A 13,065-nucleotide genomic window follows, 5' to 3' on the forward strand; every position below is an offset into this window, starting at 1 on the left:
GCCGCGGTTCGGGCGCCGCCGCGGACCCGCAGCTCCTGGCCGGCGACGGCCGGGTGGCCGAGCAGGTGTCCGGGGCGCAGGGCGCGCCCCTGCGCTTTCGGCTGCGCGGCGATGGCTTCTGGCAGGTCCACCGCGACGCCGCCCAGGTGCTCGCCGATGCGGTGGCAGCGGCCGCCGGCGGGGCCGGGTCCGTGCTCGACCTGTACTGCGGTGCCGGCCTGTTCTCCGTGCGGCTGGCCGCGCAGCCCGGTGTGCGCGTCCACGGCATCGAGGGCTCTCCGGCCGCGATCGCCGCCGCCCGCGACAGCGCCGCGGCCAACGGCACGGCCGCGACGTTCGCCGCGGCCCGCATTGAATCGCTCGAGCGGCTGCCGGAGGCGCAGGCCGTCGTCGTCGACCCGCCGCGCGCGGGGCTGGGCGCGCGGGTGGTCGAGGCCATCCTCGCCTCGCCGGCCGAGCGCCTGGTCTACGTCTCCTGCGACGGGGCGACGTTCGCCCGCGATGCCCGGGGACTGGCGGCGGGCGGGTTCGCTCTGGCATCATTCGCCGCCCACGACCTCTTCCCGCTCACCGCCCACCAGGAGACGGTGGCCGTCTTCGCCCGCTGAGCCCCTCGGGGCCCCTGCCGGACCGGCCGTCCGGCGCCGGTGCGGACGCCCGGCCGGCCCGCGCCTCGGCGGCGGAAACGGCAGTCTTCCCAGCGTGCGCGCGGTGTTGCGTAATTGCCCGCGCGCGCCCTCGCACCGGGACCCGCCCAGGGCGCGCGTTCGTTGGATTCGCGCGGGGCGATGCGGTAAGATTTATCTTGACGTCAAGATACTTTAGGGAACACAAACGTTGTCTAAATCGGCGCAGGCGCCGGGTATCGCGAGCAGACGAACAGGAGATTCACGATGAGCAACGTCGACACGTTCGGGTCGAAGAGCACCCTCGAAGTCGGCGGCAAGTCCTACGAGATCTACCGCCTCGACGCGGTCAAGGGCTCGGAGAAGCTGCCGTACAGCCTCAAGGTGCTGCTGGAGAACCTCCTGCGCACCGAAGACGGCGCCAACATCACCGAGGAGCACATCCGCGCCCTCGCCGAGTGGGACCCGAACGCCGATCCGAGCGTCGAGATCCAGTTCACCCCCGCCCGCGTGGTCATGCAGGACTTCACCGGCGTGCCCTGCATCGTCGACCTCGCCACGATGCGCGAGGCCGTCGACGGCTTCGGCGGCGACCCGGCGAAGATCAACCCGCTGGCCCCGGCCGAGCTCGTCATCGACCACTCCGTGCAGATCGACTCGTTCGGCTCCGAGGACTCGATCCAGCGCAACATGGACATCGAGTACGAGCGCAACGGCGAGCGCTACCAGTTCCTGCGCTGGGGCCAGACCGCCTTCGACGACTTCAAAGTCGTCCCGCCCGGCATGGGCATCGTCCACCAGGTCAACATCGAGTACCTGGCGCGCGTCGTCATGGCCCGCGAGGTGGGCGGCGTGACCCGCGCCTACCCGGACACCCTCGTCGGCACCGACTCGCACACGACGATGGTCAACGGCCTGGGCGTCCTGGGCTGGGGCGTGGGCGGCATCGAGGCCGAGGCCGCGATGCTCGGCCAGCCGGTCTCCATGCTCATCCCGCGCGTCGTGGGCTTCAAGCTCACCGGCGAGATCCCCTCGGGCGTCACCGCCACCGACGTCGTGCTCACGATCACCGACATGCTCCGCCAGCACGGCGTGGTGGGCAAGTTCGTCGAGTTCTACGGCAAGGGCGTCTCCGCCGTGCCGCTGGCCAACCGCGCGACGATCGGCAACATGAGCCCCGAGTTCGGCTCGACCGCGGCGATGTTCCCCGTCGACGAGGTCACGATGGGCTACCTGCGCCTGACCGGCCGCTCCCAGGAGCAGCTCGACCTCGTCGAGGCCTACGCCAAGGAGCAGGGCCTGTGGCACAACCCGGACGAGGCGGTCGCCTACTCGGAGTACCTCGAGCTCGACCTCTCCACCGTCGTGCCCTCGATCTCCGGGCCCAAGCGCCCCCAGGACCGCATCGAGCTCTCCGACGCCAAGTCGCAGTTCGCCAAGGACATCCACAACTACGCCAAGACCGGCGAGGAGGAGAAGTCCGCCGAGGTTTCGATGCCCGACGGCCGCGAGTTCGAGCTCAAGAACGGCGCCGTGGCGATCGCCTCGATCACCTCGTGCACGAACACCTCGAACCCCTCGGTCATGATGGCCGCGGGCCTGCTGGCCCGCAACGCCCGCAAGCGCGGCCTGACCTCCAAGCCGTGGGTGAAGACCTCCGTGGCCCCCGGCTCCAAGGTCGTCACGGACTACTACACGAAGGCCGGCGTCATCCCGGACCTCGAGGCGCTGAACTTCTACATCGTGGGCTACGGCTGCACGACGTGCATCGGCAACTCCGGCCCGCTCGAGCCGGAGATCTCGCAGACCATCCAGGACGAGGACCTCTCCGTCACCGCCGTGCTGTCGGGCAACCGCAACTTCGAGGGCCGCATCAGCCCCGACGTGAAGATGAACTACCTGGCATCCCCGCCGCTCGTCATCGCCTACGCGCTGGCCGGCACGATGGACTTCGACTTCGACCACCAGCCCCTGGGCAAGGACGAGGACGGCGTCGAGGTCTACCTCAAGGACATCTGGCCCTCCCCGGAGGAGGTCGAGTCCGTCATCGACGAGTCGATCTCGACGGACATGTACCACGAGGAGTACGGCACGATCTTCGACGGCGACGAGCGCTGGCAGCAGCTCGACACCCCCGAGGGCAAGGTCTTCGAGTGGGATGAGAAGTCGACCTACGTGCGCAAGCCCCCGTACTTCGAGGGCATGGACCGCGAGCCGCAGCCGGTCAGCGACATCTCCGGCGCCCGCGTGCTCGCGAAGCTCGGCGACTCGGTCACGACCGACCACATCTCCCCGGCCGGCTCGTTCAAGGCCGACACGCCCGCGGGCAAGTACCTCATCGAGAACGGCGTCGAGCGCAAGGACTTCAACTCCTACGGCTCGCGCCGCGGCAACCACGAGGTCATGATCCGCGGCACGTTCGCCAACATCCGCCTGCAGAACCAGCTGCTCGACGGCGTGCAGGGCGGCTTCACCCGCGACTTCACGCAGGACGGCGGCCCGCAGACCACCATCTACGATGCGTCGGTCAACTACCAGGAGGCGGGTATCCCGCTCGTCGTCCTGGGCGGCAAGGAGTACGGCTCCGGGTCCTCGCGCGACTGGGCGGCCAAGGGCACGAAGCTCCTGGGCGTCTCCGCGGTCATCGCGCAGAGCTTCGAGCGCATCCACCGTTCGAACCTCATCGGCATGGGCGTCCTGCCCCTGCAGTTCCCGGCCGGCGAATCCGCCGACAGCCTGGGCATCGACGGCACGGAGACGTTCGACATCGCCGGCGTCGACGAGCTCAACGAGGGCCGTACCCCCGCCGCACTCACCGTGACCGCCACGAAGGAGGACGGCACGAAGACCGAGTTCGAGGCCGTCGTGCGCATCGACACCCCGGGTGAGGCCGACTACTACCGCAACGGCGGCATCCTGCAGTACGTGCTGCGCTCGCTCATCGACTGAGCCGGCCCGTCCGGCAGTGCCGGACCGCATGCGCGCAGGGCGCCGAGGAGTCAGACTCCCCGGCGCCCTTCGCGCGTGCGGGTATGGCTGTGCCCCCGCGGGATCAGGCCGCCGGCTCGCGCTCCGGCGCTTGGCCTCAACCGCTTCCGCGGGTCTCAGGCGCTGCCGGGTGCGGCCTCGGTGCCGGGTGCGCCCGCGGTGCCGCCGGCCGCGGTGTCGTTCGCTGCGGGCGGGGGCTCGCCGGCGAAGAAGGCGGCGAGTTCTGCGCTGCCGCGCACCTGCACGGTCCACTCCGGGCGGCGGAAGTCCGTGGCGGCCAGGCGCAGCTCGACTTGGGTCTCCGGGGCGGTGCCGTGGGCGTCGACCACCCGCGTGGTGCCCACCCGCTCGTAGCCCTGGGTGGCGGAGACGGCGAGCGAGGCCGCGTTCCAGTCATAGGCGCCGGATTCGGCAAAGGCGGCGCCGAAGTGGTCGAAGGCCCACAGCAGCATGGCCGCGCGCATCTCGCTGCCGTAGCCGTTGCCCTGCTCATCGGCGCGCAGCCAGCTGGCCGAGGTCACCGTGGCCAGCACGGGCCAGTCGCGGGCGCCCACGTCCTGCATGCCGATGAGACGGCCCTCGCCGCCGTCGGAGTCGCGCAGGAACACCGCGAGGAACAGGTACCAGTCGTTGGGGCCCACGGCCGCCCGCTTCGACCACAGCCACGGCAGGGAGCTGCGCGCGAGCTCCGCCGGCGGCTGCTCGTTCCAGGCGTGGGCGAACGGGTTGCGCGCGGTGCGGACGACACCGGAGGCGGCGGCCGCGACGTAGGCGGGGAAGTCGGCCTCGCGGACGAGGCGCAGCACGAGCCGCGGGGAGACGATCCGCAGTCCGAACGGCGGCCACAGGCGCCCCAGGGCGTCCACGCCGCCCGGGGCATCGACCTCGTCCGCACCGTCTGGTCCCGCCGGCCGGGCGGGATCGGGCGCATCGCGGCGAGGCTCATCGTGGGCAGTGGCTTCACGGGCGGCGGCAGGCGGTTCGCTCATGGCCGCATGCTACCGCCGCGCTGGCCCGGCCCCGGGGCTCAGGCACCCGGCCATCCCCGCGCCCGGCTGCCCAGTCGCCCGGCCGCTCAGCGGCCCGGCCCGGCCGCTCAGAAGCTCGAGGAGCTCCCGGCGCCGCTGAAGCCGCCGGCCGAACCGCCGTAGCCGGTCGTGTAGCCGCCCCCGCTCACCCCGGCGGAGCCGGGGGACTGGGCGCTCTGGTAGTTCTGCATGCCGATGCTCCAGCCAGCGGCGTAGGCGGTGGGGACGAACACGGAGCCGCGATCGACGAACCCCGTGAGCGAGGAGCTGCGCTCGGCCTCCCGGCGCCGGCGCTGCTCGATGCCCTCCCGGATGCACTTGGCCTGGCGGGCATCGGCCGGCAGGGTCTCCTCGAGGATCCGGTTCATCCGCTGGCTCAGCTGCGCGCGCAGCTGGCCGATGCGCACAAGGCCCGCATCCACCTCGGCGGCCGAGCCGGTGATGCCGCGGGTCTCGATCTCCTCGAGCTCGGCGAGCGCCTCCTGGGCGAACTCCGCGAGGTCCATCCGGGCCGCATCCGAGGCGCGGAACCGGATCGCGGAGTCCGTGAGCGCCGAGCGCAGGAACGTGCGGGTCTCGTCGACCTCCTCGCTCCACACCGCCTGCCAGCCCTCGTCGCGGCCGTACAGGCGCGCGGAGCGCTCGACCATCCGGGCCTCGGTGCGCAGCTGCGCCGTGTCCGCCTCGAGGGTGCGGATGCGCCGGCGCAGGCGCGGGTTGAGCCCGCCGAGCGCCACGATGGGAGTGGAGGCGATCGCATCGCGCAGCCCGAGCAGGCTCTCGTAGCGGCGCACCAGGTCCGCGGCGGCGGCGCGCACGTGGGCGCCGAAGCCCGCATCGGGGATGAACTCGGTGCTGCGCGCGCGCTCGTCGATGTCGCGGGTGCCGTCGTCGAAGGCGACGGCCGCCTGCCCGAACCGCCGGCGCAGCCCGGTGAGCAGGTAGGCGCTGAACGCGAGCAGGCACGCGAGGATCACAGCGACGCTGACTGCCAGGGCGGGGCTGGCCCACAGCGGCCGGGCCAGGAGCCCCGTGCCCGCGCGGGCGGTGTCGACGATGCCCTGCGTCCAGTTGCGCTCGCGGAAGGCGTCCTTGCCCGCATCCTGGATGTCGCGCTGCGCGCCGTTCGAGACCTTGAGGTCCTCGCCCATGTAGACGCCGATGTCGCCGTGCGGCTCGGAGCCCGCGGAGCCATCGGCGGTGACGGAGAGCGCGATGAGGAAGACGCCATCGGCCCACACCCGGCCGTCCGCGCTGAGCAGGCCCGCGTCGGGGTGCGCGCGCGCCCAGGACAGCGTCTTCTCGTTGAGGTTCTGGCCGGCCGCGCCGCGGTCGCCGATGACGACGATGCGCGTGGGCCGGTAGGCGCGCAGCCCGGACGCGGCCTCCCGAATCCCCGTGGGGTCGAGGAGGCCGCTGGAGTCCTCGACCTCGACACCCGTCACCGGGGCATCGGGGCGGCCGGCGACGAGGACGGCCGCCGCGGCGGCGAAGACCGCGAGGATGAGGGCCGCGGCTAGCAGCTGGGCGGCGCGCACACGGCGGGCGAAGGTCACCGCCGCGCCCGAGGCGCTGGTCGCCTGGGCGGGGGAGGCGGAAGCTGTCGACATCCCTCCATGGTGCCGCATCCGGCCACCGGAGGCGGCACAGGCTCCGGGCGTCTTCGCCGCTCGCGGAGCCGCCGCGCGGGCACTCTGGTGGCCCCGGGCCCCCGCAGGCGCCCCGTCGGCGCCCCGCCGGTGGCCGCCGCGGGCGAACACCGGGCGAACGGCGGCTAAACTTGGACCCCGACCGACATGCAGTGCGCCGGACCCAGCGAGCCGGCGCGGGCAGGCAGGAGGCACGGGTGACGTTCCTGGAGCACATCTCCGGACCGGAGGATGTCAAGGCGCTCAGCGGCGCCGAATGCGAGGTGCTGGCCAAGGAGATCCGCGACTTCCTCATCACGAGCGTCGCCGGGACCGGCGGGCACCTGGGGCCGAACCTGGGCGTCGTCGAGCTCACCACCGCGCTCCACCGCGTCTTCGACTCCCCGCGCGACACGATCCTCTTCGACGTCGGCCACCAGTCCTACGTGCACAAGCTGCTGACCGGCCGCGCCGCCCGGTTCGACACGCTGCGCCAGCGCGGCGGCCTGTCCGGCTACCCCTCGCGCGCGGAGAGCGAGCACGACGTCGTGGAGAACTCGCACGCCTCGGCGGCCCTGTCCTGGGCAGACGGCATCGCGAAGGCCCACCAGCTGCGCGGCGAGGCCGAGCGCAGCGTGGTCACCGTCGTGGGCGACGGCGCGCTCACCGGCGGCATGGCCTGGGAGGCGCTCAACACGATCGCCGCGGACCGTTCGACGCCCCCCCGCCGCCTCGTCATCGTCGTCAACGACAACGGCCGCTCCTACGCGCCCACGGTGGGCGGATTCGCCGAGCACCTGGACTTCCTGCGCACCCGCCCGGGCTACGAGAAGCTCCTGAGCTGGGGCCGCGACCGGCTCCAGCAGTCCGGCTCGCCGGGCCGCGCCGCCTACACCGCCATGCACGGCGTCAAGCGCGGGCTCAAGGACATGGTCGTCGGCGCCGCCGGCGGATCCGGGTCCTCGGCGCCGGCCACGGGCATGTTCGACGAGCTCGGCATCAAGTACGTCGGGCCGGTCGACGGGCACGACCTCGTCGCGCTCGAGCGCGCGCTCACGTGGGCCCGTGAGTACGCGCAGGGCCCCGTGATCGTCCACGCCATCACCCAGAAGGGCCACGGGTACGCTCCCGCGCTCGAGGACGACGCCGACCAGTTCCACGCGGTGGGCGTCATCGACCCGCGCACCGGCAAGGCCCAGCCCGCGGCGGGGGCCTCGTGGACGTCCGTGTTCTCCGAGGCGATCGTCGCGGCCGCGCGCGAGCGCGAGGACCTCGTCGCGATCACCGCGGCCATGCTCATCCCGGTGGGCCTCGCGGCGATGGCCGCGGAGTTCCCGGAGCGGGTCTTCGACGTCGGCATCGCCGAGCAGCACGCCGTCGCCTCGGCCGCCGGCCTGTCCTACGGCGGGCTGCACCCGGTGGTCTGCCTCTACGCGACGTTCCTCAACCGGGCCTTCGACCAGGTCCTCATGGACGTCGCGCTGCACCGGCAGGGCGTGACGTTCGTCCTCGACCGCGCCGGCGTCACCGGACCGGACGGGGCCAGCCACCACGGCGTGTGGGACATGGCGATGCTGCGCATCGTGCCGGGCCTGCGCCTGGCCGCCCCGCGCGATGCCCAGCGCCTGAGCGAGGAGTTCGACGAGGCCATCGCCGTCGACGACGGCCCGACCGTCGTCCGCTTCTCCCGCGGCACCGTGGGCGCCGAGGTGCCCGCGCTCGAGCGCACGCCGGACGGGGCGGACATCCTCGCCCGGCCCGCCGAGAAGCTGGCCGACGACGTCCTCATCGTGTCCGTGGGCGCGCTGGCCGAGCGCGCCCTCGAGGTGCGCGCGGAGCTCGCCCGCCGTTCGATCGGCGCGACGGTGCTCGACCCGCGCTGGGTGCTGCCGGTGCCGGGCTCCGTGCTGCGGATGGGCTCCGAGCACGCGCTCGTGGCCGTCATCGAGGACGGGGTGCGCACGGGCGGCATCGGCTCCCAGATCCGCCAGGACCTACGCGACGACGACACCCGCACCGGGGTCGTCGAGCTGGGCGTGCCCGGCGAGTTCCTGCCCCACGGCACCCGCGGGGAGGTGCTCGGCTACGCCGGGCTCGATGTCGCGGACATGGTGGAGTCGATCGTGCGCATGCTCCCCGCGGAGGTGCAGCGGCGCGCCGCGCGCGCCTCGACGCGGGCCGTCTGAGGCCCCACCGCCCGAACTCGGCTCGGGAGCGCCGCGCCCGCCGCTACGCGCCCGCCGCTGCTCGCCGCGGCCGCTACGCGCCCGCCGCGGCGAGCGCTGCGGCCGTGTGCTCGACCTGCCACGGGCGGGCGCCCTGAGCCGTGAGGAACGCGGCCACCGCCTCGGCGTCGCCCACCTCCGGCTGCGCCGCGAGGGCCTTGACGTAGCGCGGGGTCAGCAGCACGTCGTGGGCCATGCCGAGCTCGGCCGCGACCTGCGCGACGGCGGCCTTCATCCGCCCCAGGCGGTCCTTGACGACCTCCCGGTCGACGCGGCCCCCGGGCTGCCGGTCATCGGGCGCGCGGCGCGGGGGCATCTGCTCATCGGGCAGCTTGTCCGCGGCGGCGAGGGCGTGGAAGAGCAGCCGCGCATCGGCCGGGGTGGGCCGCCTGTGCCCGCGCATGCGCTGCAGATCCGCCGCCGAGCGCAGGTTCGCCTGGGCGTAGGCGATGAGCATGCGGTCGGCGACGATGCGGCTGGGCGCCACGTCGCGCTCCTCGGCGAGGTCGTCGCGCACGGCCCACATGGCGCGCACGCGGCCCAGCGCGCGCCGCGACTTCAGGGCGCCCAGCCCGTGGGTGCGCCGCCACGGCTCCGCGTGCTCGGCGGGGCGGAAGCCGCGCAGGTGCTCGAACTCCTGGCGGGCGAATTCGGACTTGCCCTCGTCGGCCAGGCGCTGGGCCAGCGCCGCGCGCAGCTCGTCGAGCAGCTCGACGTCGAGCGCCGCGTAGGCCAGCCAGTCGGCCGGCAGCGGGCGGGCCGACCAGTCGACGTTCGAGTGCTCCTTGGCCAGCCGCACGCCCAGGAACTCGCCCACGAGGGAGGCGAGGCCGAAGTGGGCGGTGCCGAGCAGGCGGGCGGCGAGCTCGGTGTCGAAGAGGCGGTCGGGGCGCATGCCCACCTCGGCGAGGCACGGCAGGTCCTGCGTCGCCGCGTGCAGGATCCACTCCGTGCCGCGCAGCGCCGCGTCGATGGGGCTCAGGTCGCCCAGCGCCTCGGGGTCGAGCAGGACGATGCCGGCCCCGGCGCGCTTGAGCTGGATGAGGAAGGCACGGCCCCCGTAGCGGATGCCCGAGGCGCGCTCGGCATCGACGCCCACCGCACCGGTGCCGGCGGCCAGGGCGGCCGCGGCGGCGGCCATGCCCTCGGCGGTGTCGATGACGGGGGGCACGCCGCCCGCGGGGCGCTCGAGCAGCGGCAGGGACTCGTCGACGCGGTTCGAGCTCACCGGCGGCGCCCCGGCAGGGGAGTCACGCCGGCGGGCAGCGGCGGCAGGCCGGCCGCCGTGGACAGCAGCGCCACCCAGGCCTCGAGGTGGTCGCCGATCCGCTCGGGCGCCGCGAGCACCGGCGTCCACGAGGCGCGCATCTCCAGGTCGATGGTCGAGGGGCGCTCGGCCAGCGTGCCGAAGCTCTCCGAGAGCACGCGGGTGGTCGTCCCGCCCATGCTGAGCGCCTCGCACTCGGCGTCCTCGAGGGCCTCCGTGAGCCATGACCAGGCAACGGAGCCGAGCATCGCCTCGTGGCCGAGGTCGCGCTCGAGTTCGGCGCGGATATAGCTGACGATGCGGAAGGCCCCGCCCCACTCCGCGGGGGCGGCGGGGTCGTAGAGGACCACGATGCGCCCGGTGGCGAGCTCGTCCGGCTCGTCCTCGCCCGCATCCACCGGCCCCGTGGGCGCGGCCACCGGGGCGGGGTGCGCCCCGGCCGGCGGGGCAGCGGGGCCGGCGAAGACCTCGGCGCCCAGGGCCAGCGCCCACGGCGCCAGCCTGCCGGGCGCGGGGATCTCCGCAATCGTCACGTGGGGGGTGTTCACGGCTTCGCGGAGCACGGCGGCGGCCCGGTCGAAGTCCGCCGGGATCCGCTTGAGCTCTGAGGGCGCAGTCACGCGCTCCACGATAGGACCCCGCGGCCGCCCAGCCCAGGAACCACGCCGGGAGCGTAGAGTTCTGCGCGGGCGGCCGCCCGCGCCGGCGCCCCCTCCCAGCTCCCGGCCCAGAAGAAGGTCTCAACGTGGCGGTCGATCCCCGCGCCTACAAGCACGCATTCGCCAACCATCCGGCCGGCGTGGCCGTCATCACCGCGCAGACGCCCGAGGGCCCCTTCGGCCTCACGGCCTCGAGCGTGGCCAGCGTCTCCCTCGACCCGGCGGCGCTCGTGTTCTCCGTGACGAGCTCGCGCGGCTCGGCCTCGAAGGTGCTGGGCGCGCAGCGCTTCGCGGTCAACCTCCTCAACGCCTCCCAGGTGGGCATCGCGCGCTCCTTCGCCGTGCCCGGCGCGCCCCGCTTCACCCCGGACCAGGGCTGGCTCGAGCTGCCCGGCGGCCAGCTCGTGCTGCCCACGGCCCACGCCGCCCTCCTGTGCCACAGTCTCGAGCAGGTGCCCGTGGGCGATTCGACGGTCGTCGTCGCCGCGATCGACGACATCGTCGTCGACACCCCCGGCAGGCCCCTCGTCTACGTCAACCGCGTGTTCCACGGCCTCACGGCGGACACCCCGCTGCCCGAATGAGCGGCGGACACCCCGCTGCTCGAATGAGCGGCGTCCGGCCCACCGCAGGGGCGGTGCTGAGACGCCCGCGCTCAGCTCCCGGCCCGGTTCGCCCCCAGCCCGGCGGTCTGAGACGATGACTGCCATGCCCGCGCAGACCCCAGCCAGCCCAGCCCCGGCGCCCACCGTCCTCGAGGCTGCGGCCCTGTCCCAGCCGGTCGAGCACACCCCGGTCTGGTTCATGCGCCAGGCCGGCCGTTCCCTGCCGGAGTACCGCGCCGTGCGCGAGGGCACGACCATGCTGGGCGCCTGCCGCACCCCGGAGCTCGTCGCGGAGATCACGCTGCAGCCGGTGCGCCGCCACGGGGTGGACGCCGCCATCTTCTTCTCCGACATCGTCGTGCCCCTCCAGGCGGCCGGCATCGACGTGGAGATCCAGCCGGGCGTGGGCCCGGTCATCGCCAGCCCCGTGCGCACCGCCGCGGACGTGGCCGCGCTGCCGGCCCTCGAGCCCGAGGCGCTGGCCGACATCGCCGAGTCCGTGCGCCTGAGCGTCCAGGGCCTCGAGGCCCACCCGGGCGTGCCGCTCATCGGGTTCGCGGGAGCGCCGTTCACCCTGGCCAGCTACCTCATCGAGGGCGGGCCCAGCAAGAACCACGAGAAGACGAAGGCGATGATGCTCGGTGCCCCGCAGCTCTTCGACGCGCTGCTGGCCAAGCTCGCCGCCATCTCCGCGACCTTCCTCGACGTCCAGCTGGCCAGCGGCGCGCGGGCGTTCCAGCTCTTCGACTCGTGGGCCGGCTACCTGGGACCGGCCGACTACGAGCGCGCCGTGCTGCCGCACTCGGCGGCCGTCTTCGCCGCGCTGGCCCACCACCGCGTCCCCAGCTTCCACTTCGGCGTGCAGACCGGCGAGCTGCTGCGGCCCATGAGCCGCGCCGGCTCGACCGCGCTGGGCGTCGACTTCCGCGTCGAGCTCGCCGCCGCGTCGGCCCGGGCGCAGCCCGGCCAGGCGCTGCAGGGCAACCTGGACCCCGCCATGCTGTTCGCCGACTGGGAGGCGCTGCGCCCCCGCGTCGAGGCCACCGTGCGCCAGGGCCTCGCCCACGACGGCGGCTACGTCTTCAACCTGGGCCACGGCGTGCTGCCGGGCACCGACCCGCGGGTGCCGGGACTCATCGTCGAGGAGGTCCACCGCGTGTCCCGCGAGGTCCTCGCCGAGCGCGGAGCCTGACATGCCCGCCCCGCAGACCTCGCGTACGCTGCCCGTGCCGTCGGCCCGGCCCCGCCGCATCGCGGTGGTGGGCGGGGGCATCTCCGGGCTGAGCGCCGCGTGGGCTGCCCACCGGGCCGACCCGGGCGCGGAGATCGTCGTGCTGGAGGCCGGCGCCCAGCTGGGCGGCTGCCTGCGCCACACCGACCTGGGCGGCTGGGCCGGTGCAGGCGCCGATGCCGGGGCCGAGGCGAGCCTCGCCGTGCGCCCCGAGGTCCGCGGGCTCGCCGCCGAGCTGGGCCTCGAGCCCGTCTTCCCGGATCCCGCCCAGGCCTCGCAGCTCTACCTGGACGGCGCCATGCACCCGATGCCGCAGGGCACCCTCATGGGCGTGCCCGGCGACCCGGAGGCGCTGCGCGGGCTGCTGCCGGCCGCGGACGTTGAGCGGGTGGGCGCCGAGGTGCTCACGGCCCCCGTGGCGGGGGACACGGCCGTGGGCGAGTTCCTCGCCGCCCGGTTGGGCGACGCCGTCGTGGACCGCGTCATCGACCCCCTCGTGGGCGGGGTCTACGCCGGCCGCTGCCGCGAGCTCTCGCTCGCGGCCACCGTGCCCGCGCTGCTGCCGGCTGCCCGGGAGGGCACCTCGGTGCTCGAGGCGGTGCGCGCGGTGCGCGCCGAGCGCAGCGCCGCCCGCGGTGCGAACGTGCCCGGCACGCAGGCCGCCCACGCGGCCCCGGTGTTCCTCAGCTTCCGCGGCGGCATCTCCGCGCTCGTGCCCGCCCTCGAGGCCGCGCTGCGCGCGGCGGGGGTGCGCGTGCGCACCGGCACCCGCGTCGAGGCGCTGGCCCCGCGCCCGGAGCGCCGCGGC

General features: G+C 74.3%; 10 protein-coding genes. 6 read left to right on the forward strand and 4 right to left on the reverse strand.

Annotation, left to right across the window (positions count from 1 at the left end; genetic code table 11):
• Positions 1–608: methyltransferase domain-containing protein (locus tag GSY69_RS12350; protein WP_160954144.1), on the forward strand; the 608-nt coding region annotated here is incomplete at its 5' end.
• A gap of 285 nt (positions 609–893) precedes the next feature.
• A complete protein-coding gene (acnA, locus tag GSY69_RS12355; RefSeq protein WP_160954145.1) occupies positions 894–3,575 on the forward strand; it encodes an aconitate hydratase AcnA in 2,682 nt (893 codons plus the stop codon).
• Positions 3,576–3,730: 155 nt separating this feature from the next.
• Here acnA and GSY69_RS12360 read toward each other — a convergent pair whose 3' ends face one another.
• Together GSY69_RS12360 and GSY69_RS12365 are read right to left on the reverse strand one after the other, a co-directional pair.
• Entirely contained in the window at positions 3,731–4,603 is an 873-nt protein-coding gene (locus GSY69_RS12360) for a GNAT family N-acetyltransferase (protein ID WP_160954146.1), read from the reverse strand.
• A 107-nt stretch (positions 4,604–4,710) separates the two neighbouring features.
• Positions 4,711–6,252, reverse strand: coding sequence for a DUF5129 domain-containing protein (locus GSY69_RS12365; RefSeq protein ID WP_160954147.1), 1,542 nt, complete (start codon positions 6,250–6,252; stop codon positions 4,711–4,713).
• Positions 6,253–6,488: 236 nt separating this feature from the next.
• On the opposite strand from GSY69_RS12365, the gene dxs reads away from it, so the two are divergent.
• A complete protein-coding gene (gene dxs / locus GSY69_RS12370) occupies positions 6,489–8,456 on the forward strand; it encodes a 1-deoxy-D-xylulose-5-phosphate synthase (RefSeq protein WP_160954148.1) in 1,968 nt (655 codons plus the stop codon).
• 73 nt (positions 8,457–8,529) lie between these two features.
• Here dxs and GSY69_RS12375 read toward each other — a convergent pair whose 3' ends face one another.
• Positions 8,530–9,723 carry an HRDC domain-containing protein gene (locus tag GSY69_RS12375; RefSeq protein WP_160954149.1) on the reverse strand — a complete coding sequence of 398 codons (1,194 nt, stop codon included), beginning with the start codon at positions 9,721–9,723 and terminating at the stop codon, positions 8,530–8,532.
• The gene (locus GSY69_RS12380) at positions 9,720–10,382 is read right to left on the reverse strand and encodes a DUF3000 domain-containing protein (RefSeq protein ID WP_160954150.1); all 663 of its coding nucleotides are present in this window, start codon (positions 10,380–10,382) and stop codon (positions 9,720–9,722) included. Before GSY69_RS12380 ends, GSY69_RS12375 begins: the two co-directional genes overlap by 4 nt.
• Positions 10,383–10,507: 125 nt before the next feature.
• Between GSY69_RS12380 and GSY69_RS12385 the strand changes: the two genes are divergently transcribed.
• The 3 genes from GSY69_RS12385 to hemG form a co-directional block, all read left to right on the forward strand.
• Positions 10,508–11,005 (forward strand): flavin reductase family protein, encoded by a 498-nt coding sequence (locus GSY69_RS12385; protein WP_160954151.1) that lies wholly within the window; start codon positions 10,508–10,510, stop codon positions 11,003–11,005.
• A gap of 124 nt (positions 11,006–11,129) precedes the next feature.
• A complete protein-coding gene (gene hemE, locus GSY69_RS12390) occupies positions 11,130–12,218 on the forward strand; it encodes a uroporphyrinogen decarboxylase (RefSeq protein ID WP_235936532.1) in 1,089 nt (362 codons plus the stop codon).
• Position 12,219: 1 nt separating this feature from the next.
• Positions 12,220–13,065 (forward strand): protoporphyrinogen oxidase (hemG, locus tag GSY69_RS12395; RefSeq protein WP_160954153.1); only part of this gene is annotated, 846 nt, incomplete at its 3' end.

Origin of the sequence: Brevibacterium rongguiense, assembly GCF_009857845.1 — a bacterium.
Lineage (GTDB): Bacteria > Actinomycetota > Actinomycetes > Actinomycetales > Brevibacteriaceae > Brevibacterium > Brevibacterium rongguiense.